At 65.2% G+C, this 22235-nt stretch carries 18 protein-coding genes; 10 read left to right on the forward strand and 8 right to left on the reverse strand.

All coding sequences use genetic code 11. The annotated features are described in order from the left end of the window. Positions 1-17: 17 nt before the first annotated feature. From gltS to E4487_RS20710, 3 genes are read right to left on the reverse strand one after another with little or no spacing between them, the layout of a single operon-like run. Positions 18-1226 carry a sodium/glutamate symporter gene (gltS, locus tag E4487_RS20700; protein WP_175254259.1) on the reverse strand — a complete coding sequence of 403 codons (1209 nt, stop codon included), beginning with the start codon at positions 1224-1226 and terminating at the stop codon, positions 18-20. 35 nt (positions 1227-1261) lie between these two features. Continuing rightward, positions 1262-2203, reverse strand: a complete 942-nt coding sequence (gene hutG / locus E4487_RS20705) for a formimidoylglutamase (RefSeq protein ID WP_175254260.1) — start codon at positions 2201-2203, stop codon at positions 1262-1264. 20 nt (positions 2204-2223) lie between these two features. Then, entirely contained in the window at positions 2224-2949 is a 726-nt protein-coding gene (locus tag E4487_RS20710) for an IclR family transcriptional regulator (RefSeq protein WP_175254261.1), read from the reverse strand. Between the two features lie 164 nt (positions 2950-3113). On the opposite strand from E4487_RS20710, the gene rluB reads away from it, so the two are divergent. Continuing rightward, positions 3114-4229, forward strand: coding sequence for a 23S rRNA pseudouridine(2605) synthase RluB (gene rluB / locus E4487_RS20715; protein ID WP_152488478.1), 1116 nt, complete (start codon positions 3114-3116; stop codon positions 4227-4229). A 56-nt stretch (positions 4230-4285) separates the two neighbouring features. On the opposite strand, the gene E4487_RS20720 is transcribed toward rluB, so the two are convergent. The 5 genes from E4487_RS20720 to E4487_RS20740 form a co-directional block, all read right to left on the reverse strand. Continuing rightward, complete coding sequence (locus tag E4487_RS20720) at positions 4286-5212, reverse strand: GGDEF domain-containing protein (RefSeq protein ID WP_150609223.1); 927 nt, start codon at positions 5210-5212, stop codon at positions 4286-4288. 241 nt (positions 5213-5453) lie between these two features. Continuing rightward, positions 5454-6194, reverse strand: a complete 741-nt coding sequence (locus tag E4487_RS20725) for a YciK family oxidoreductase (protein ID WP_037054145.1) — start codon at positions 6192-6194, stop codon at positions 5454-5456. 105 nt (positions 6195-6299) lie between these two features. Then, positions 6300-6971: an N-acetylmuramic acid 6-phosphate phosphatase MupP gene (gene mupP / locus E4487_RS20730; RefSeq protein WP_175254262.1), complete on the reverse strand. Its 672-nt coding sequence runs from the start codon at positions 6969-6971 to the stop codon at positions 6300-6302. Next, positions 6971-7669, reverse strand: a complete 699-nt coding sequence (ubiG, locus tag E4487_RS20735; protein WP_037054140.1) for a bifunctional 2-polyprenyl-6-hydroxyphenol methylase/3-demethylubiquinol 3-O-methyltransferase UbiG — start codon at positions 7667-7669, stop codon at positions 6971-6973. Before ubiG ends, mupP begins: the two co-directional genes overlap by 1 nt. Positions 7670-7760: 91 nt before the next feature. Then, positions 7761-9101 carry a TRZ/ATZ family hydrolase gene (locus E4487_RS20740; protein ID WP_175254263.1) on the reverse strand — a complete coding sequence of 447 codons (1341 nt, stop codon included), beginning with the start codon at positions 9099-9101 and terminating at the stop codon, positions 7761-7763. 159 nt (positions 9102-9260) lie between these two features. On the opposite strand from E4487_RS20740, the gene mtnA reads away from it, so the two are divergent. The 9 genes from mtnA to ihfB all read left to right on the forward strand — a co-directional run bounded on the left by mtnA (position 9261) and on the right by ihfB (position 22112). Next, positions 9261-10337: an S-methyl-5-thioribose-1-phosphate isomerase gene (gene mtnA / locus E4487_RS20745; protein WP_175254264.1), complete on the forward strand. Its 1077-nt coding sequence runs from the start codon at positions 9261-9263 to the stop codon at positions 10335-10337. Positions 10338-10561: 224 nt separating this feature from the next. Next, positions 10562-13333, forward strand: a complete 2772-nt coding sequence (gene gyrA, locus E4487_RS20750; protein ID WP_175254265.1) for a DNA gyrase subunit A — start codon at positions 10562-10564, stop codon at positions 13331-13333. A 119-nt stretch (positions 13334-13452) separates the two neighbouring features. Then, positions 13453-14538 (forward strand): 3-phosphoserine/phosphohydroxythreonine transaminase, encoded by a 1086-nt coding sequence (serC, locus tag E4487_RS20755; protein ID WP_175254266.1) that lies wholly within the window; start codon positions 13453-13455, stop codon positions 14536-14538. Between the two features lies 1 nt (position 14539). Next, on the forward strand, positions 14540-15634 hold the full coding sequence (gene pheA / locus E4487_RS20760) for a prephenate dehydratase (RefSeq protein ID WP_373921553.1): 1095 nt from the start codon (positions 14540-14542) through the stop codon (positions 15632-15634). 87 nt (positions 15635-15721) lie between these two features. Continuing rightward, positions 15722-16831, forward strand: coding sequence for a histidinol-phosphate transaminase (hisC, locus tag E4487_RS20765; RefSeq protein ID WP_175254268.1), 1110 nt, complete (start codon positions 15722-15724; stop codon positions 16829-16831). Continuing rightward, on the forward strand, positions 16828-19068 hold the full coding sequence (locus E4487_RS20770; RefSeq protein ID WP_134678180.1) for a bifunctional prephenate dehydrogenase/3-phosphoshikimate 1-carboxyvinyltransferase: 2241 nt from the start codon (positions 16828-16830) through the stop codon (positions 19066-19068). The genes hisC and E4487_RS20770 overlap by 4 nt, the downstream gene beginning before the upstream one ends. Then, a complete protein-coding gene (gene cmk, locus E4487_RS20775; protein ID WP_037054123.1) occupies positions 19065-19730 on the forward strand; it encodes a (d)CMP kinase in 666 nt (221 codons plus the stop codon). The genes E4487_RS20770 and cmk overlap by 4 nt, the downstream gene beginning before the upstream one ends. Before the next feature lie 148 nt (positions 19731-19878). Further along, on the forward strand, positions 19879-21561 hold the full coding sequence (gene rpsA / locus E4487_RS20780; RefSeq protein WP_012018329.1) for a 30S ribosomal protein S1: 1683 nt from the start codon (positions 19879-19881) through the stop codon (positions 21559-21561). 266 nt (positions 21562-21827) lie between these two features. Further along, positions 21828-22112 (forward strand): integration host factor subunit beta, encoded by a 285-nt coding sequence (gene ihfB, locus E4487_RS20785; RefSeq protein WP_003243558.1) that lies wholly within the window; start codon positions 21828-21830, stop codon positions 22110-22112. The last annotated feature ends 123 nt before the right edge of the window (positions 22113-22235 follow it).

Consider the following 22235-nt stretch of genomic DNA (forward strand, 5'->3'; position numbering starts at 1 on the left):
GTCCGCCGCCCGCTGTATCAACCGGCGAAGGCGTTGATGAACCAGGTGATCGCCGGCAGCGCGACGATATCGATCAGCACGGCGCCGCACAGCGGCACGATGATGAACGCCTTGTAGGAAAACACCTTGTAGTGCTCGCAGACCGCGCCCATGTTCGCCACCGCGTTGGGCGTGGCGCCCAGGCCGTGGCCCATGAAGCCGGCGCAGAGCACGGCGGCGTCGTAGTCGCGGCCGAGCAGGCGGAACAGCACGAACACGGTCAGCAGCATGATCACCACCTGGATCAGCAGCACGCCCAGCAGCGGCAGGCCGAGTTGTTCCAGCTCCCAGAACTTCAGGCTCATCATCGCCATGGTCAGGAACAGCCCGAGGCTGACGTCGCCCAGGGTGCTGATGGCGCTGTCGGGCAGTTCCAGCAGGCGCATGCGGTCATTCAGGTTGCGCACGATGATGGCCACGAACATGGCGCCGACGTAGCTCGGCAGGACCACGCCCAGGTGCGCATCGAGCGCGCCGCCGAGCCAGAAACCCAGCACCATGATCACCAGGATGCAGGTCAGCAGACGCAGCAGGGTGGCGCTGTCGAGCGTGCCCACGCTGCCCTGGCTGGCGCGTTCGAGCTGGCTCAGCTCGGCGCTGTTGTGGCTGTCCAGGCGCAGCTGGTGGCGGCTGATCAGCCAGCGTGCTACCGGTGTGCCGAGCAGGCCGCCAGCGACCATGCCGAAGGTGGCCGCGGCCAGCGCCGCCGTGGCCGCGCCCTGGGCGCCGAGCCCTTCGGCCACCGGGCCGAATGCCGCCGCCGCGCCGAAGCCGCCTTCGAGCGACACCGCGCCGGCCATCAGGCCCAGCAGCGGGTCGAGGTTGAACAGCCCGGCGGCGCCGACGCCGACCAGGTTCTGCAGGATGGCCAGCGCCCAGCAGGCGCCGAGGTAGATGAACAGCGTCCTGCCACCGTGACGCAGCAGGCCGAGGCTGCCGCCGAGGCCGACGGTGGTGAAGAAGGCCACCATCAGCGGGCCTTGCAGGGCGGTGTCGAGGGTCAGTTCGAGCACGCCGAGCTTGCGCAGCAGCCAGATCAGCAGGGCGAAGCCGAAACCGGCGACCACCGGTGCCGGTACGCAGAGGAAGGTCAGCACGCGACTGTGGCGCTTGAGCAGCACGCCGCCGCCGAGCAGCAGCAAGGCGAGCGCCGTGGTGGTCAGGGCGTCGAGGTTAAGAGTCATCATTGTCATTGTTCTCTAGGGGTGGGCGGTGGCAGGGGTCACTCGAGCAGGCAGGCGGCCAGGCGTGCGGCGCAGCGAGCGGTATGGGCGTCGATGTCCAGACGCGGGTTGAGTTCGGCGATGTCGGCCAGGCGCAGCTTGCCGCTGGCCTTGACCAGGCGCAGCAGGCGTTCCACCAGCGCCAGCTCCACGCCATGCGCGGACGGGGCGCTGACGCCGGGCGCCTGGGCGGCGGGCAGCACGTCCAGGCACAGGGTCAGGTAGAGCTGGTCGATCTCGCCGAGAAAACGTTCCAGGGTCTGCTCGATCTGCGCCTGGTTGCCGGCGTGCATCTGGTGGTCGAGCAGGTAACGCACCTGGAGGCGCTCGGCCTCGGCGAACAGCGCGACGGTGTTGTTGGGCCGGCTGACACCCAGGCAGCAGTAGTGGAACGGCTGGCCCTGGCGCGCGCAGCGCTCGGCGATCTGGCGAAACGGCGTGCCCGAGGAGGCCCGCTCGGCGTGGCGCAGGTCGAAATGGGCATCGAAGTTGAGGATGCCGATGCGTGCCTCGGGGGCGTGTTCGGCCAGGTGATCGGCCAGGCCGCTGTAGCTGGCGAAGGCGATCTCATGGCCGCCGCCGAGGCCCAGCGGCAGGTGGCCGGCGTCGAGCAGGTGGCGGATATCGGCGGCAAAGCGCTGCTGGGCCTGCTCCAGGTCGGCATCCTCGCAGCGCACGTCACCGGCATCGTAGAGGGCATGGGGCGCGTGCCAGGCGAGATTGGCCAGGGCCCGGCGCAGGGCCAGCGGGCCTTCGCAGGCACCGGGGCGCCCCTGGTTGCGCTGCACGCCCTCGTCGCAGGCGAAGCCCAGCAGGGCCACGCCTGGGGGCTGTGGCGCGTGGTCCAGTGGCTGTACCCACTGGTGCCAGCGCCGGGCACCGCTGCCTTCGCCGGCGTCGATGCGGCCTTGCCAGGGGGTCATGTCCAGGTGTGCGTGCATGGGGTTCGTTCTCTCTCGTCTCAGTCCAGGCGCGCGCTGACTCGCGCGGCGCTCTCCAGGGTCCAGCGTTGCAGCTGCTCTGCGCGCGGCTGAACGCGGCTGGCCGGGCCCATCAGGCTCAGCGCGCCGTGCAGGCGGCCACGGCTGTCGAGCAGGGCGGCGCTCACGCCCCACACGCCCTCGTCGATCTCGCCCAGGCTGGTGCTGTAGCCGCAGGCGCGAATCTGCTCCAGCTCTTCGCGCAGCGCTGCGTGTTGACTGGCGTCCAGCCCCTGCTGGGTCAGCAGCGCCTCGAGCTCGCTGGGCTCCAGGTGGGCCAGCAGGGTCTTGGCCGAGGCGCCGTGCAGCAGCGGCTGGGCCAGGCCTTTCTGGTAGCAGCAGCGCAGCGGCTGCGGGCTGTCGATCAGCTCCACGCAGATCACCTGGCCGTTGCTCGGCAGCATCAGCCCGACGCTTTCCTTGCTCAGCTCGGCCAGGCGCCGCAGCTCGGGCTTGGCCAGGCTGACCAGGGTCGAGTCGCGGTCGAAGCGCTTGGCCAGCAGCAGGCAGGCCGGTCCCGGCAGGTAGCGACCGTGGCCCTGGTCTTCGGCCAGGCCCCAGCGCAGCAGGGTGTTGAGGTGCCGGTAGGTGCTGCTCAGCGGCTGGCCCAGGCTGGCCGACAGTTCCTTGGCCGACAGCGCCTGTGGCGAGCGGCCCAGGGTGACGAGAATCTGCAGCAGGCGGTCGGTGGGGTTCGAATAGTTCATGCTCGGCATCCTTGATGATTTTTTTCGTCTAGTGAAATCAGGTTCCCGCTGGGTGGGAATTTTTAGCGATTTTCCCCGCTTGCGCCTGGCCTGCTAGGCTTCAGGAGCCCACACGCGTATGATTCGCGCCCGTTTCTACCCTTGTCACACCGGGAGGTGCCCAGATGAACGAACACGAACAACCACGCCCTGCAGGCGAGAAACTGCAGAAAGTACTGGCCCGCATGGGGCTGGCCTCACGTCGTGAGATCGAGACCTGGATCGGCGAAGGCCGCGTCAAGGTCAATGGCGTTGCCGCGACCCTCGGCCAGCGCGTCGACAGTCACGACGCCATCGCGCTCGATGGGCGCCTGCTCAAGCGCGAAGAGATCGCCGGCTCGGTACGCCGCGTGCTGATCTACAACAAGCCCGATGGCGAGATCTGCACCCGCGACGATCCGGAAGGCCGTCCGACCGTCTTCGACCGCTTGCCGCGACCGAAGGAGGGCCGCTGGATCAACATCGGCCGCCTCGACATCAACACCACCGGCCTGCTGCTGTTCACCACCGATGGTGAGCTGGCCAACCGCCTGATGCACCCGTCCTACCAGATGGACCGCGAATACGCGGTGCGGGTACGCGGCGAGGTGACCGAGGAAATGCTCGAGAACCTGAAGAAGGGCGTCATGCTCGAGGACGGTCCGGCCAAGTTCACCGACATCAAGGAAGCGCCTGGCGGTGAAGGCTTCAACCACTGGTACCACTGCGTGGTGATGGAAGGCCGCAACCGCGAGGTGCGCCGTCTGTGGGAATCCCAGGGGCTGGTGGTCAGCCGTCTGAAGCGCGTGCGCTTCGGCCCGGTGTTCCTGACCTCCAACCTGACCATGGGGCGCTGGCGCGAGATGGATCAGCGCGAGGTCGACATCCTCAGCGCCGAAGTCGGGCTCACCCCGCAGGCGTTGCCGGCGATGAAGGAAAAGACCCGCGAGAAGCTCGACCGCCTGCAGCGCAAGTCGGCCAAGCCGGTGGACGTGCGCGGCAAGCGCGTGCTGCGTCCGGCCAAGGACGAAGCCGCTGGCGAGGCCCGTCCGGGGCGTGCGCCGCGCAAGGGTGCCGATGAACGCCGTGAGGGTGGGCGTGGTACGCCGGTCGCCGAGCGTCCGGGCGATACCAAGAAGCGCCAGCCGCGCCCGGCGGTCGAACTCGCCGATCGCCCCGCCCGCAAGCCGCGTCCGGCAGGGCCGGACAAGCGTTCGCCCACTGGCGATGGTCAGCGCCCAGGCTTTGGCCGCAAGCGCTGAGTGATGAAAAAAGGGACTCCATGGAGTCCCTTTTTCATTGCCGGCGTGGTGCGCTTTCAGCCTGCCATCGACAGGCGGTTGCGTCCTTCGCGCTTGGCCACGTAGAGGGCGTTGTCGGCGCGGCGCAGCAGGCTTTCACTCGACTCGCCGGGCAGCAGGCAGGCGCAGCCAAGGCTGATCGACACGTCGATGGGGCGGCCGGCGTCCAGGCATTGCAGCTCCATCACCGCGAAGCGCAGGCGTTCGCCGACCAGGGCTGCGCCCTCACGACTGGTGCCCGAGAGCACGACCAGAAATTCCTCGCCGCCGAAGCGGAACACCATGTCGATGTTGCGCAGCTGATTCTTCAGGGTCTGGGCCACGGCCTTGAGCACTTCGTCGCCCAGTGCGTGGCCATGGTTGTCGTTGATCGACTTGAAGTGGTCGATGTCCAGCATCAGCAGGGACAGCGGCTGCAGGTTGCGGCGGGCCAGATCCACCTCGCGCTGCAGCACCTGGTCCATGGCGATGCGGTTGCCGGTATCGGTCAGCGGGTCGCGCAGCGCGCTCTGCAGGGCCGTGCGGTAGAGCAGGGCATTGCGCAGCGGGAACAGCAGGCAAGCCAGCAGCGCCTCCAGTTGCACCAGCTCCTCTTCGGAGAAGCGCTGCTTGCGCCTGAAGATCAGTTCGCCCAGGTATTCCCCCTCATGGCTCAGGCGATAGCCGGCCGAGTGCGGCGCGCGTTCCCCCAGTTCCAGGCGCAGGTCCTGCGACGGGTGCTGGAAGGCCAGGGCGTCGAGTGGCACCAGGCGCTGCACTTCGCGGAAGAACAGGTTGAGGATGCGCTCCGCATCCAGGCTGGTCTGCAGTTGCAGGCTCAGCTGATGGTACAGCTCCACAAGGCTGGCGGGCTTGAGCGGCAGGTTGCGATTGCCGGCGAAGCCGAGACGCTGCAGCTTGGCCGCGTCGAAATCGATGGTGTTGGAACGGCTGGGGGGGACCATGGAGCAGAACCTCTGGCGCGATGGTGCGACGAGAGGGTTAGAGCGAATATCATGCCAAGTGGTTCAAGTGAGCTGAAACTCCTGTGAAGTCAGTCACTTAGCCGGTTGAAAAAATGTCACGTGGTAAGCGTTTGCCGGTTGTCTGACGCCAGTGCTGGCAATGTGCTGCCGCCAGGGCAGGGTGGTGGCAGATTTCTGTCATGCGGCGGGCCGCAGCTGCCTGCGGCCCGCAGTGGGCGGGTCACTGGGCGTCGAAGGCCTGACCGTTGACCCCTTTGCTGTCCGGCCCCATCAGGTAGAGGTACAGCGGCATGATGTCTTCGGGTAGCGGGCGAGTGGCCGGGTTTTCTCCCGGATAGGCCTGGGCACGCATGGCGGTGCGCGTAGCGCCGGGGTTGATGCTGTTGGCGCGCACGTTGCTGATACCGTCCAGTTCGTCGGCCATCACCTGCATCAGCCCTTCGGTGGCGAACTTGGAGACCGCGTAGGCGCCCCAGTAGGCGCGCCCCTTGCGGCCGACGCTGCTGGAGGTGAAGGCGACGGAGGCGTCCTGCGACAGCTTGAGCAGGGGCAGCAGGGTGCTGCTGAGCATGAACATGGCGTTGACGTTGATGTGCATCACGCGCATGAAATTGTCGCCGGAGAGTTGTTCCAGCGGCGTGCGCGGGCCGAGGACTGAGGCGTTGTGCAGCAGGCCGTCGAGGCGCCCGAACTCGTTCTCGATCATCACCGCCAGCTCGTCGTACTGGTGCGGCAGGGCGGTTTCCAGGTTGAAGGGGATCACCACCGGCTGCGGGTGACCGGCCGCCTCGATCTCGTCATAGACCTGGCTCAGGTTGGCTTCGGTCTTGCCCAGCAGCAGCACGGTCGCGCCGTGGGCCGCGAAGCTCTTGGCAGCGGCGGCACCGATACCCCGGCCGGCGCCGGTGATCAGGATGACGCGATCCTTGAGCAGGTCTGGGCGGGCGCTGTAATCGAACATGAACAATCTCCTTCGGCGAGCTGCAAGCCTCGGGCTGCAAGTCTCAAGATAAAGCGAAAGACGGGGGCAGGCAGCATGCCTGGTGTGGCGCGTGCGGCTGCTGCGTCAGCAGCCGCACAGGGCGCGGTCGAGCACCGCGCGCAGTTCCTGCGGGTGGTCGACCACGACGTCGGCCCCCCAGTTGCGCGGGTTGTCTTCGGGGTGGATATAGCCGTAGGTCACGGCGGCGGTACGGCAGCCGGCGGCGCGACCCGATTCGATGTCGCGGGCGTCATCGCCGATGAACAGCACTTCCTCGGGCTTGACGTTCATCTGCTGGCAGGCGAGCAGCAGCATGTCCGGGGCCGGCTTGCTCTGCTTGACGTGATCCGGGCAGACCAGCACCGCCGAACGCTCGGCGAGATTGAGGTGCTGCATGATCGGCTCGGCGTAGCGCACCGGCTTGTTGGTGGCGACGCCCCACTGCAGGCGGGCCAGCTCGATGTCGCCGAGCAGTGCCTCGATGCCGTCGAACGGGCGCGTCAGGACCGCGCAGTGTTCCTGGTAGCGCTCGAGAAACTCCTGGCGCAGGGTCTCGAAGGCCGCGGAATCCGGGTCCTCGTCGAAGGCGCAGGCGACCATGGCGCGAGCACCGCCGGAAACCTGGTCACGAATGGCCTTGTCCGCCAGCGGCGGCAGGCCACGAGCGGCGCGCATGGCCTGGGTGATGGCGATGAAGTCCGGCGCCGAATCGAGGAGGGTGCCGTCCATGTCGAACAGAACTGCGCGCAAACGCATCAGTCTTTCCTCAGCGTCTGGATCATGTAGTTGACGTCGACATCCGCTTCCAGCTTGTAGTGCTTGGTCAGCGGGTTGTAGGTCAGGCCGATGATGTCCTTGACCTCGAGGCCCGCCGCGCGGCTCCAGGCGCCGAGCTCGGAGGGGCGGATGAACTTCTTGAAGTCGTGGGTGCCGCGTGGCAGCAGGCGCAGGATGTACTCGGCGCCGATGACGGCGAACAGGTAGGCCTTGGGGTTGCGGTTGATGGTGGAGAAGAACACCTGGCCGCCCGGCTTGACCAGCTTGTGGCAGGCGCGGATCACCGAGGAGGGGTCCGGCACGTGCTCGAGCATCTCCAGGCAGGTGACCACGTCGAACTGGCCGGGCATCTCCTCGGCCATGGCTTCGGCGGTGATCTGCCGGTATTCGACCTCGACGCCGGACTCCAGCTGGTGCAGCTGGGCGACGGAGAGCGGGGCTTCGCCCATGTCGATGCCGGTGACCGTCGCGCCGCGCTGGGCCATGGCCTCGCTGAGGATGCCACCGCCGCAACCGACGTCCAGCACGCGCTTGCCGGCCAGGCTGACGCGTTCATCGATCCAGTTGACCCGCAGCGGGTTGATGTCGTGCAGGGGTTTGAACTCGCTCTCGCGGTCCCACCAGCGGTGTGCCAGGGCCTCGAATTTGGCGATTTCGGCGCGGTCGACGTTGCTCATAAGCATCTCTTTCAAAGCATGGAAAGCGTATCGCCGTCATGTTGCCAGTTTAAGTCCTGGCGTGGGGCGGCGCGGGTTCGTTCAATGTATGTCAGTTTGTCGCAGGTTCGGGCGAGCCTCTGCCGATTTTCCTGCCCCAGTCCCTGGCCCTGGCGATCAGTTCGCGCTCGTCCATGCGGGTCAGGCGGCCCTCGTCCAGCAATTGCTTGCCGCCCACCCAGAGGTGTTTCACGCAGTCGCGAGCGCTGGCATAGACAAGCTGCGATACCGGGTCATAGACCGGTTGCTGGGCCAGGCCGGAGAGGTCGAAGGCGACGAGGTCGGCCAGCTTGCCGGTTTCCAGCGAGCCGACCTGGGCGTCCAGGCCGAGGGCGCGAGCACCGTTGAGCGTGGCCATGCGCAGCGCGCTGTGGGCGTTCAGGGCCGTGGCCGAGCCCGATACGGCCTTGGCCAGCAGGGCGGCGGTGCGCGTTTCACCGAGCAGGTCCAGGTCGTTGTTGCTGGCGGCGCCGTCGGTGCCGATGGCGACGTTGACGCCGGCCTGCCACAGGCGCTCGAGCGGGCAGAAGCCGCTGGCCAGCTTGAGGTTGGACTCCGGGCAATGGACGATGCTGCAGTTGTGCTCGACCAGCAGGGCCAGGTCGTCGTCGTCGATCTGGGTCATGTGCACGGCCTGGAAGCGCGGGCCGAGCAGGCCCAGGCGGGCCAGGCGGGCCAGGGGGCGCTCGCCGTGCTTGGCGACGGCCTCGGCGACTTCCTGGGCGGTTTCATGCACGTGCATGTGAATGCCGGCATCCAGCTCGTCGGCCAGCATGCGCACCTGTTCGAGCTTGTCGTCGCTGACCGTGTAGGGCGCATGCGGGCCGAAGGCGATGCGGATGCGCGGGTGCTGCTTGAGGTCGTCGAACAGTTGCAGGCCCTTGCGCAGCGCCTCGGCGGCGTTGAGTGCGCCGGGGACGGGGAAGTCCAGCACGGGTACGGTGATCTGCGCGCGTACGCCCGCCTTGTGCACGCACTCGACGGCCGTCTGCGGGTAGAAGTACATGTCGGAGAAGCAGCTGATGCCGCCCTTGATCTGTTCGGCGATGGCCAGGTCGGTGCCGTCGCGCACGAAGGCCTCGTCGACCCATTTGCCCTCGGCCGGCCAGATGTGCTCGTGCAGCCAGGTCATCAGCGGCAGGTCGTCGGCGATGCCGCGCAGCAGGGTCATCGCCGCATGGCCGTGGGCGTTGATCAGGCCGGGGGCGAGCAGGCAGTCCGGCAGTTCGCGCACCTCGCTGGCGGGATGGCACAGGGCCTCGGCGCGCGGGGCGATCAGCACGATGTGCCCGTCGCGAATGCCCAGGCCGTGCTCGCGCAGCACCACGCCAGCCGGCTCCACGGGCACCAGCCAGGTCGGCAGGAGCAGAAGGTCGAGAGGGGCTTGGGGCATGGGAGCGTGTCCGTCTGGCTTGAAGGCTGCATGGAAGGCCGCCAGTGTATAGATGAACGCGCGTTGCTTGAAGTCGCCGGGGCTGCTGGATTGTTCGGTTGGCGCCTGCTTCTCTGCGTATAATCCGCGATTTTTTGATGGTTAAGGGTGGGGTGCGCAATGCGCGAGCAATTGCTGGCGGTGGAGAAGGTCCAGGCGATCGAGTGGCGCGATGGTGCGCTTTATCTGCTCGACCAGCGCCTGTTGCCGCATCGGCAGACCTGGTTGCGCTACGACTCCGCGGCAGCGGTGGCGGATGCGATTCGCGACATGGTGGTGCGCGGTGCACCGGCGATCGGGATCGCTGCGGCCTATGGCCTGGTGCTGGCGGCGCGCTCCAGGCTGCAGGCGGGTGGTGACTGGCGCGCTGCGCTGGAGGTCGACTTCGCTCGCCTGGAACAGGCGCGTCCTACTGCGGTGAACCTGTCCTGGGCCCTGCAGCGCATGCGCGAGCGCCTGGCGCGGCTCAAGGATGACGAGCAGGCGCTGCAGCAGCTGGAGACCGAGGCGATCGGCATTCACGCCAGTGATCGTGAGGCCAACCTGACCATGGCGCAGCTCGGCATGGAGCTGATTCGCAAGCACCAGGGTAATCCGCAGGTGCTGCTGACCCATTGCAATGCCGGGGCGCTGGCTACCGGCGGTTTTGGCACCGCGCTCGGGGTCATCCGCGCTGCGCACCTGGAGGGGCTGGTCGAGCATGTCTATGTCGACGAGACCCGTCCCTGGCTGCAGGGCGCGCGCCTGACCGCCTGGGAGCTGGCCGGCGACGGCGTGCCGGTCAGCCTCAACGCCGATGCGGCGGCCGCGCACCTGATGAAGACCAAGGGCATCACATGGGTGATAGTCGGCGCCGATCGCATCACTGCCAACGGCGACGTGGCCAACAAGATCGGTACCTATCAGCTGGCGGTCAACGCCATGCACCATGGCGTGCGGCTGATGGTGGTGGCGCCCAGCTCGACCATCGACATGAACCTGGAAAGTGGCGAGGACATCCTGCTCGAGGAGCGCGATGGGCGTGAGCTGCTGGATGTTGCCGGGCACCGGATGGCGGCGGATGTGCATGCGGTCAATCCGGTGTTCGACGTGACGCCGGCTGACCTGGTCGACTACATCGTGACCGAAAAGGGCGTGGTCGAGCGCCCGGACAGCGCGAAGATGACGCAACTGATGTGCCGCAAGCGCCTGCACTGAGTGCGCCGCGCACTCCCCGTCGCGGGGTAGGTGTGCGGCACGCTTTGTGGTAATCTCCGGCAGTTTTCAGGGGGGCTGGTCACAGCCGCCTTCACTGCATCGAATCGTGACATAACTCGTTGATTTGTCGTGAGTCGCTGATGGCTCGAAGCTATCGCGACGTGCTCCATGGCGTTCAGGAAGAATGACGCGGAGTTTCACCAGAAAAAGGAACCAGGCTTCTCATGGGCGAACTGGCCAAAGAAATCCTCCCGGTCAATATCGAAGACGAGCTGAAACAGTCCTACCTCGACTACGCGATGAGCGTGATCGTCGGGCGTGCGCTGCCGGATGCGCGCGATGGCTTGAAGCCCGTCCACCGTCGTGTGCTGTACGCCATGAGCGAACTGGGCAACGACTGGAACAAGCCCTACAAGAAATCCGCCCGTGTGGTCGGTGACGTGATCGGTAAATACCACCCGCACGGCGACACCGCGGTGTACGACACCATCGTGCGGATGGCGCAGGACTTCTCCCTGCGTTACCTGCTGGTCGACGGTCAGGGCAACTTCGGTTCGGTGGACGGCGACAACGCCGCCGCCATGCGTTACACCGAAGTGCGCATGACCAAGCTGGCCCACGAGCTGCTGGCCGACCTGGACAAGGAAACCGTGGACTGGGTGCCGAACTACGACGGCACCGAGCAGATTCCGGCGGTGATGCCGACCAAGGTGCCGAACCTGCTGGTCAACGGCTCGTCGGGTATCGCCGTGGGCATGGCCACCAACATCCCGCCGCACAACCTCACCGAGGTGATCGATGGCTGCCTGGCGCTGATCGACAACGCCGAGCTGACCGTCGATGACCTGATGCAGTACATCCCGGGCCCGGACTTCCCCACTGCCGGCATCATCAACGGCCGTGCCGGGATCATCGAGGCCTACCGTACCGGTCGCGGGCGCATCTACATCCGTGCCCGCGTCGAGGTCGAGGACATCGACAAGTCCGGCAACCGCCAGCAGCTGGTGGTCACCGAGCTGCCGTATCAGCTGAACAAGGCGCGTCTGATCGAGAAGATCGCCGAGCTGGTCAAAGAGAAGAAGATCGAAGGCATCACCGAGCTGCGTGACGAGTCCGACAAGGACGGCATGCGCGTGGTGATCGAGCTGCGTCGTGGCGAAGTGCCGGACGTGGTGCTGAACAACCTCTACGCCCAGACCCAGATGCAGAGCGTGTTCGGTATCAACGTGGTGGCGCTGGTCGACGGTCAGCCGAAGACCATGAACCTCAAGGACATGCTCGAGGTGTTCGTCCGTCACCGCCGTGAAGTGGTGACCCGTCGCACCGTCTACGAGCTGCGCAAGGCTCGCGAGCGTGGCCACATCCTCGAAGGCCAGGCCGTGGCGCTGTCCAACATCGACCCGGTGATCGAGCTGATCAAGGCCTCGCCGACGCCTGCCGAGGCCAAGGAGCGTCTGCTTGCCACGGCCTGGGAATCCAGCGCGGTGGAAGCCATGGTCGAGCGCGCCGGCGCCGACTCCTGCCGCCCGGAAGGGCTGGACGAGCAATACGGTCTGCGTGACGGCAAGTACTACCTGTCGCCGGAACAGGCGCAAGCCATTCTGGAGCTGCGTCTGCACCGCCTGACCGGTCTGGAGCACGAGAAGCTGCTGGCCGAGTACCAGGAAATCCTCGCCCTGATCGGTGAGCTGATCCGTATCCTGACCAGCCCCGAGCGCCTGATGGAAGTCATCCGCGAGGAACTGGAGAAGGTCAAGGCCGAGTTCGGCGATGCGCGTCGTACCGAGATCATCGCCTCGCGTCAGGACCTGACCATCGCCGACCTGATCACCGAGGAAGAGCGCGTCGTCACCATCTCCCACGGCGGTTATGCCAAGAGCCAGCCGCTGGCGGCCTACGAGGCCCAGCGCCGTGGCGGCAAGGGCAAGTCGGCCACCGGGGTGAAGGACGAGGACTACGTCGAGCACCTGCTGGTCGCCAACAGCCATGCCACCCTGCTGCTGTTCTCCAGCAAGGGCAAGGTGTACTGGCTGCGCACGTTCGAGATCCCCGAGGCGTCGCGCACTGCGCGCGGCCGCCCGCTGGTCAACCTGCTGCCGCTGGACGAGGGTGAGCGCATCACCGCCATGCTGCAGATCGACCTCGAGGCCCTGCAGCAGAGCGCCGGTGCCGACGAGGACCTGGACGAAGAAGGCGTGGTGATCGAAGGCGAAGCCGTCGAAGTCGCCGAGGTCGAGGAAGTCGAGGAAGTCGAGGGCGAAACCCCCGAGCTGGTCGCCGAGCCGACGGGCGCCTACATCTTCATGGCCACCGCCTTCGGTACCGTGAAGAAGACGCCGCTGGTGCAGTTCAGCCGTCCGCGAAGCGCCGGCCTGATCGCACTGCGCCTGGAAGAGGGTGACACCCTGATCGCCGCCGCGATCACCGATGGCGCCAAGGAAGTCATGCTGTTCTCCGACGCTGGCAAGGTGCTGCGTTTCGCCGAAAGCAAGGTGCGCACCATGGGTCGTACTGCGCGCGGTGTGCGTGGCATGCGCCTGGGCAAGGATCAGGAACTGATCTCCATGCTCATTCCCGAGTCCGGTGCGCAGATCCTCACGGCATCCGAGCGCGGCTTCGGCAAGCGCACCGGCCTGGGCAAGTTCCCGCGTCGCGGTCGTGGTGGTCAGGGCGTCATCGGCATGGTGACCAGCGAGCGCAACGGCAAGCTGGTCGGTGCCATCCAGGTGCAGGACGGCGAGGAAATCATGCTCATCTCCGACCAGGGCACGCTGGTGCGTACCCGCGTCGACGAAGTCTCCAGCTCGGGTCGTAACACCCAGGGCGTGACGCTGATCAAGCTGGCCAAGGATGAAACCCTGGTCGGTCTGGAGCGTGTGCAGGAGCCGACGCCGGTCGAGGACGACGAACTGCTCGAAGGTGAGGAGGGCGTCGAGGTCGCCGAAGAAGGCGCCGAGGTACCGGTCGCCGACGCCGAGGAAGGCAGCGAGGAATAAATGCGCGCCTCGTGGGAGGGGCTTCAGCCGCGACTGTCGCCGCTGAGGCCCGTCCCACAGATCGCGGGTTCAGGTCGTAGGATGGGGTGAACCCATCGAAATGAATTGAGAGAAGAGAAGTGAGCAAGCGAGCTTTTAACTTCTGCGCCGGCCCGGCCGCGCTGCCGACCGCTGTACTGCAACGTGCCCAGGCCGAAATGCTCGACTGGCAGGGCAAGGGCCTGTCGGTCATGGAGATGAGTCACCGTAGCGACGAGTACGTGGCCATCGCCAGCCAGGCCGAACAGGACCTGCGCGATCTGCTCGCTGTGCCCAGTGATTACAAGGTGCTGTTCCTGCAGGGCGGTGCCAGCCAGCAGTTCGCCGAGATCCCGCTGAACCTGCTGCCGGAAGACGGCGTGGCGGATTACGTCGAGACCGGTATCTGGTCGAAGAAGGCCATCGAAGAAGCGCGTCGCTATGGCGCCATCAATGTCGCCGCCAGCGCCAAGGCGCACGACTATTTCGCCATTCCCGGGCAGAACGACTGGCAGCTGTCGAAAGATGCCGCCTACGTGCATTACTGCAGCAACGAAACCATCGGCGGCCTGCAGTTCGACTGGATTCCGCAGGTGGGCGACACGCCCCTGGTGGCGGACATGTCCTCGGACATCCTCTCGCGTCCGCTGGATGTCTCGCAGTTCGGCCTGATCTACGCCGGTGCGCAGAAGAACATCGGCCCCAGCGGCCTGGTGGTGGTGATCGTTCGTGAAGACCTGCTCGGCCGCGCTCGTTCGAGCTGCCCGACCATGCTCGACTACAAGGTCTCGGCGGACAACGGCTCGATGTACAACACCCCGGCGACCTATTCCTGGTACCTCTCCGGCCTGGTGTTCCAGTGGCTGAAGGAGCAGGGCGGCGTCGAGGCCATGGAGCGCATCAACCGCGCCAAGAAAGACCTGCTGTACAAGACCATCGACGGCAGCGACTTCTACAGCAACCCGGTCGCGCACAATGCGCGTTCCTGGATGAACGTGCCGTTCCGTCTGGCCGACGAGAAGCTGGACAAGGTGTTCCTGGCCGGCGCCGACGAGCGTGGCCTGCTCAACCTCAAGGGGCACCGCTCGGTGGGGGGCATGCGCGCCTCCATCTACAACGCCGTCGGCCTGGATGCGGTCGAGGCGCTGGTGGCCTACATGGTCGAGTTCGAGAAGGAGCATGGCTGACATGTCCGAGCAGGAACTGCAGGCGCTGCGGGTTCGCATCGACAACCTCGACGAGCGTATCCTCGAGCTGATCAGCGACCGTGCGCGCTGCGCTGAAGAAGTCGCGCGGGTGAAGATGAAGGAGCTGAAGGAGGGCGAGTCGCCCGTCTTCTACCGCCCCGAGCGTGAAGCCCAGGTGCTCAAGCGCGTGATGGAGCGTAACCAGGGGCCGTTGGGCAACGAGGAGATGGCGCGGCTGTTCCGCGAAATCATGTCCTCCTGCCTGGCCCTGGAGAACCCGCTGAAAGTCGCCTACCTCGGCCCGGAAGGCACCTTCAGCCAGGCGGCGGCGATGAAGCACTTCGGCCATGCGGTGGTCAGCGTGCCGATGGCCGCCATCGACGAGGTGTTCCGCGAGGTCGCCGCCGGCGCGGTGAACTTCGGCGTGGTGCCGGTGGAGAACTCCACCGAAGGGGCGATCAACCACACGCTGGACAGCTTCCTCGAGCACGACATGGTCATCTGCGGTGAGGTGGAGCTGCGCATTCACCACCACCTGCTGGTGGGCGAGACCACCAAGACCGACAAGATCACCCGTATCTATTCCCATGCCCAGTCGCTGGCGCAGTGCCGCAAGTGGCTGGATGCGCATTACCCCAACGTCGAGCGCGTGGCGGTTTCCAGCAATGCCGATGCGGCCAAGCGCGTGAAGAGCGAGTGGAACAGCGCGGCCATCGCCGGGGACATGGCCGCCAACCTGTATGGCCTGACCAAGCTGGCCGAGAAGATCGAGGATCGCCCGGACAACTCCACGCGCTTCCTCATCATCGGCAGCCAGGAAGTGCCGCCGACCGGCGACGACAAGACGTCGATCATCGTCTCCATGCGCAACAAGCCGGGTGCCTTGCACGAGCTGCTGGTGCCGTTCCACAACAACGGCATCGACCTGACCCGCATCGAGACCCGTCCGTCGCGCAGCGGCAAGTGGACCTATGTGTTCTTCATCGACTTCATCGGCCACCATCGCGATCCGCTGATCAAGGACGTGCTGGAAAAACTGGCTCAGGACGCCGTGGCGCTGAAGGTGCTGGGTTCCTATCCGAAGGCGGTACTTTAAACTGCAGCCACAAGCTGCGAGCCACAGGCTGCAAGTGAGCGGCGCTCTGGCTCCTGGCTTGTGGCTTAGAGCTTGAGGCTTGCAGCTATGACTTGTGATTTCCTGACCCTGGCCCAGCCAGGCGTGCAGAAGCTTTCCCCTTACGTGCCAGGCAAGCCGGTCGATGAGCTGGCTCGCGAGCTGGGGCTCGATCCGGCCGGTATCGTCAAGCTGGCCAGCAACGAGAACCCGCTGGGCCCCAGCGACAAGGTACTGGCGGCGATTCGTGCCGAGCTGGATGAGCTGACCCGCTATCCGGATGGCAACGGTTTCACCCTCAAGGCTGCCCTGGCCAGCCGCTACGCTGTCGATGCGGCGCAGGTCACCCTGGGCAATGGCTCCAACGACATCCTCGAGCTGGTCGCTCGCGCCTACCTGGCGCCCGGTCTCAATGCCGTGTTCAGCGACTACGCCTTCGCCGTGTACCCCATCGCCACTCAGGCTGTCGGTGCCCAGGGCAAGATCGTGCCGGCCCGGGACTATGGTCACGACCTGGACGCGATGCTCGCCGCGATCGACGACGACACCCGCGTCGTGTTCATCGCCAACCCCAACAACCCGACCGGTACCTGGTTCGGCCCCGAGGCACTGGAAGCCTTCCTGGCCAAGGTGCCGGAGTCGGTGCTGGTGGTGCTGGACGAGGCCTACATCGAGTACGCCGAGGGTGATGAGCTGCCGGATGGTCTGGACTACCTCGCGCGTTATCCCAATCTGCTGGTCTCGCGTACCTTTTCCAAGGCTTATGGCCTGGCGTCGCTGCGGGTCGGCTACGCGATCAGCTCGCAGGCCATCGCCGACGTGCTCAATCGGGTGCGGCAGCCGTTCAACGTCAACAGCCTGGCGCTGGCCGCCGCCTGCGCGGCCCTGGCCGACAGCGACTACCTGGCCGAGAGCCGTCGTCTCAATGACGCCGGCATGCAGCAGCTGGAAGACGGCTTGCGTGCCCTGGGGCTCGGCTGGATTCCGTCCAAGGGCAACTTCATCGCCGTCGACTTCGGGCGCGACACCGCCGCGATCAACCAGGCGCTGCTGCGCGAAGGGGTGATCGTGCGGCCGATGGCGGGCTACCGTATGCCGAACTTCCTGCGCGTTTCCATCGGTTTGCCGAGGGAGAATGCGCGCTTCCTCGAGGCGTTGGCCAAGGTGCTCTCGGCGTGACTGTAACGGCCGTGCAATCGAATGCCCCTAAGATCGGCCGCCTCGTGGTGGTGGGCCTCGGGTTGATCGGTGGCTCCTTCGCCAAGGGGCTGCGTGAGCGTGGCCTGTGCCGCGAAGTGGTGGGTGTCGACCTGGATGCCGAGTCGCGGCGACTGGCCGTGCAGCTGGGGGTGGTCGATCGCTGCGAGTCTGACCTGGCCACCGCCTGTCAGGGTGCCGACGTCATCCAGCTGGCAGTGCCTATCCTGGCCATGGAGAAGCTGCTCGCCGAGCTGGCGAAGCTCGATCTCGGCACGGCGGTGCTGACCGATGTCGGCAGTGCCAAGGGCAATGTCGTGCGTGCCGCGCGCCTGGCCTTCGCCGGCAAGCACGTGCGCCTGGTGCCCGGGCACCCGATCGCCGGTTCCGAGCAGAGCGGGGTGGAGGCTGCCAACGCCGGCTTGTTCCGCCGGCACAAGGTCATCCTCACGCCTTGCGAGCACAGCGATGAGTCAGCCGTGGCGCTGGTCGAGAGCCTGTGGCGCGAGCTGGGGGCGGCTGTCGAGGTGATGGAGGTGGAGCATCATGACCAGGTGCTTGCCGCGACCAGTCATCTCCCGCATCTGCTGGCTTTCACCCTGGTCGACTCGCTGGCCAAGCGCAGCGAGAATCTGGAGATTTTCCGTTACGCCGCTGGTGGTTTCCGCGATTTCACGCGGATCGCCGGCAGTGATCCGGTGATGTGGCACGATATCTTCCTCGCCAATCGCGAGGCCGTGCTGCGTACGCTGGACACGTTTCGCGACGACCTCGACGCCCTGCGCGACGCGGTCGACGCTGGGGATGGGCATCAACTGCTGGGCGTGTTCACCCGCGCCCGTGTGGCCCGCGAACATTTCAGCAAAATTCTGGCCCGCAGGGCCTATGTGGACGCTATGCACTCGACCGATCTGATTTTCCTGGCAAAACCCGGTAGCTCGCTGGCCGGCCGTATTCGCGTACCCGGTGACAAATCCATCTCGCATCGTTCGATCATGCTGGGTTCGCTGGCCGAAGGCACGACCGAGGTCGAGGGTTTCCTCGAGGGTGAAGATGCCCTGGCTACCCTGCAGGCGTTTCGCGACATGGGCGTGGTCATCGAAGGCCCGCATCATGGCCGCGTGACCATCCATGGTGTCGGGCTCAATGGCCTGAAGGCGCCGGCCGGCCCGCTGTACATGGGTAACTCCGGTACCTCCATGCGCCTGCTCTCGGGGCTGCTGGCCGCGCAGCCGTTCGATACCACCCTGACCGGCGATGCCTCGCTGTCCAAGCGCCCGATGAATCGCGTGGCCAAGCCGTTGCGGGAAATGGGCGCGGTGATCGAGACCGCTCCGGAAGGTCGTCCTCCGCTGACCATCAAGGGTGGCCAGCGCCTGACCGGCATGGCGTACGAGATGCCGATGGCCAGTGCCCAGGTCAAATCCTGCCTGTTGCTGGCCGGCCTGTACGCCGCTGGCAGCACCTCGGTGACCGAGCCGGCGCCGACTCGCGACCACACCGAGCGCATGCTGCGCGGCTTCGGCTATCCCGTCAGCGTCGAGGGCGCCACGGCGTGCGTCGAGTCCGGGCACAAGCTCAGCGCGACCCGTATCGAGGTGCCCGCCGACATTTCCTCGGCGGCCTTCTTCCTGGTCGCTGCCAGCATCGCCGAGGGTTCCGAGCTGGTGCTCGAGCATGTGGGCATCAACCCGACCCGTACCGGTGTGATCGACATCCTCAAACTGATGGGCGGCGACATCACCCTGGAGAACCAGCGTGAAGTCGGCGGCGAGCCGGTTGCGGACATCCGTGTACGCGCGGCCAGGCTCAAGGGCATCGATATCCCGGAAGACCTGGTGCCGCTGGCCATCGACGAGTTCCCCGTACTGTTCGTGGCTGCTGCCTGCGCCGAAGGCCGCACCGTGCTGCGTGGCGCCGAAGAGCTGCGGGTCAAGGAGTCCGACCGTATCCAGGTCATGGCCGATGGTCTGGTCGCGCTGGGCGTCAAGGCCGAGCCGACCCCGGACGGTATCGTCATCGAAGGCGGCGCCATCGGTGGTGGTGAGGTCTGGGCGCATGGCGATCACCGCATCGCCATGTCCTTCAGCGTCGCCTCGCTGCGCGCCAGCGCGCCGATCCGCATTCACGACTGCGCCAACGTCGCCACTTCCTTCCCCAACTTCCTCGCCCTGGCGGCCGAAGTGGGCATCAACGTGGCAGAAGAGGGCAAGGCATGAGCGCCCCGGTCATCACCGTCGACGGGCCGAGCGGCTCGGGCAAGGGCACGCTCTGCGCGCTGCTGGCCAAGCAGCTGGGCTGGAACCTGCTCGACTCCGGCGCCCTGTATCGCCTGCTGGCCTTCGCCGCCGGTAATCACGGCATCGACCTGACCAACGAGGAAGCGCTCAAGCAACTGGCGGCGCATCTGGATGTGCAGTTCATCGACAAGCGCATCATTCTCGAAGGCGAGGAAGTCACCGACGCCATCCGCAACGAACAGGTGGGGGCGGGCGCTTCCATGGTCGCCTCGCTGCCGGCGGTGCGTGAAGCGCTGCTGCAGCGTCAGCGCGCGTTCCAGGAAATGCCGGGCCTGGTCGCCGATGGCCGCGACATGGGAACGGTGGTGTTCACCGAGGCGCCGCTGAAGGTTTTTCTCACGGCCAGCGCCGAGGAGCGTGCTCGCCGCCGCTACCTGCAGTTGAAGGCCAAGGGCGATGATGTTAATCTCGCGAGTCTTCTCGATGAGATTCGGGCGCGCGATGAGCGCGATACCCAGCGCGCAGTGGCACCGCTGAAGCCGGCCGCAGACGCAATCCTGCTGGATTCGACCGAGCTTTCCATCGAGCAAGTGCTAGAACGAATTCTGCGTGAGGTCGCCGAGCGCGATCTCGCCGGGTAAGAGCTCCGGCTGTCCTAAGTCGGAAAGCTCGCAAGGAGGCATGCGGGAGACCAGTCCTTGTCCCGCAGGCCTCTTTTTACATGAACGAACCCACATGGTCTGGAATGTGGTTTGGGCGAATCCCCGCCCTTGATCAACAGGAATCAACATGAGCGAAAGCTTTGCAGAACTATTTGAAGAAAGCCTGAAATCCCTCGACATGCAGCCGGGTGCCATCATCACCGGTATCGTGGTCGACATCGACGGTGACTGGGTTACCGTACACGCCGGCCTGAAGTCCGAGGGCGTCATCCCGCTCGACCAGTTCTTCAACGAACAAGGCGAGCTGACCATCAAGGTCGGTGACGAAGTCCACGTTGCGCTGGACGCGGTTGAAGATGGCTTCGGTGAAACCAAGCTGTCCCGCGAGAAAGCCAAGCGCGCTGAATCCTGGCTGGTTCTGGAAGCTGCGTTCAACGCTGAAGAAGTGGTCAAGGGCGTTATCAACGGTAAGGTCAAAGGCGGCTTCACCGTTGACGTCAACGGCATCCGCGCGTTCCTGCCGGGTTCCCTGGTCGACGTCCGTCCGGTGCGTGATACCACTCACCTGGAAGGCAAAGAGCTGGAATTCAAGGTCATCAAGCTGGACCAGAAGCGCAACAACGTTGTCGTTTCCCGTCGCAGTGTCCTGGAAGCCGAGAACAGCGCCGAGCGCGAAGCTCTGCTGGAATCCCTGCAGGAAGGCCAGCAGGTCAAAGGTATCGTCAAGAACCTCACCGACTACGGTGCGTTCGTTGACCTGGGCGGCGTGGATGGTCTGCTGCACATCACCGACATGGCCTGGAAGCGCATCAAGCACCCGTCCGAAATCGTCAACGTTGGCGACGAGATCGACGTCAAGGTTCTGAAGTACGACCGCGAGCGCAACCGCGTATCCCTGGGCCTGAAGCAGCTGGGCGAAGACCCATGGGTTGCCATCAAAGCCCGTTACCCGGAAAACACCCGCGTCATGGCGCGCGTCACCAACCTGACCGACTACGGCTGCTTCGCTGAGCTGGAAGAAGGCGTTGAAGGTCTGGTGCACGTTTCCGAAATGGACTGGACCAACAAGAACATCCACCCGTCGAAAGTCGTCAACGTCGGCGACGAAGTGGAAGTCATGGTTCTGGACATCGACGAAGAGCGTCGTCGTATCTCCCTGGGTATCAAGCAGTGCAAGACCAACCCGTGGGAAGACTTCTCCGGTCAGTTCAACAAGGGTGACAAGATCTCCGGCACCATCAAGTCGATCACCGATTTCGGTATCTTCATTGGTCTGGACGGCGGCATCGACGGCCTGGTTCACCTGTCCGACATCTCCTGGAACGAAGCCGGCGAAGAAGCCGTGCGTCGCTTCAAGAAGGGCGACGAGCTGGAAACCGTCATCCTGTCGGTCGACCCGGAGCGCGAGCGCATCTCTCTGGGCATCAAGCAGCTGGAAGACGATCCGTTCAGCAACTACGTCTCCCTCAACGACAAGGGCACCATCGTCCGCGGCGTTGTGAAGGAAGTGGATGCCAAGGGCGCCATCATCGACCTGGGCAACGAGATCGAAGCCACTCTGAAAGCTTCCGAAATCAGCCGTGACCGCGTTGAAGACGCGCGCAACGTCCTGAAGGAAGGCGACGAAGTAGAAGCCAAGATCATCAGCGTTGACCGCAAGTCCCGCGTTATCAGCCTGTCCATCAAGTCGAAAGACGTCGAGGACGAGAAGGACGCGATGAAGGAACTGCGTAACAAGCAAGACGTTGAAAGCACCGGCCCGACCACCATTGGTGATCTGATCCGTGCTCAGATGGAAAACCAGAACTAAGTTCAGGTAATTCATCGAAGAAAAGGGCGGCCCTCGGGCCGCCCTTTTTCGTTTCTGCAGCGCTCATCGGTCCGTTGCCATGCAGTGGCTGGTGGCGTTCGCTGCGCCTGCTGAATGTGTGCCTGATGCGGCGCTTATGCCTGAGTCATCAACTCTCAATCCGGATATTGCGCTAACACCTTGTTTTTTGGGCTGTTCAAAAGCTGACCAGCGTGCTAAAACCGATCCATCGAGTCTTCTAGCCGCTTGAAAAAGAAGGGAAAACCATGACCAAGTCGGAGTTGATCGAACGAATCGTCACTCACCAGGGTCAGCTCTCCTCCAAGGATGTCGAGCTGGCCATCAAGACCATGCTGGAGCAGATGTCCCAGGCGCTGGCGACAGGGGATCGCATCGAGATCCGTGGCTTCGGCAGCTTCTCCCTGCACTACCGCGCCCCGCGCGTAGGGCGCAACCCGAAAACCGGCCAGTCGGTGCGCCTGGACGGCAAGTTCGTGCCGCATTTCAAGCCAGGCAAGGAGCTGCGGGATCGGGTCAATGAAGACGAGTGATAGCTTTCCCTTCTTATGAGGGGTGGTGCCTGGTTTCATGCTTGCGAAATCATGAAAAATCGGCAAAATGTGCTGCCTTTCACAAGACACGTCTTTGCCAGGTTTTCAGCTGGTTCAGTTAAC

Source organism: Pseudomonas sp. BMW13, from assembly GCF_013357275.1.
In the GTDB taxonomy this organism is placed as follows: Bacteria; Pseudomonadota; Gammaproteobacteria; order Pseudomonadales; family Pseudomonadaceae; genus Aquipseudomonas; species Aquipseudomonas khazarica.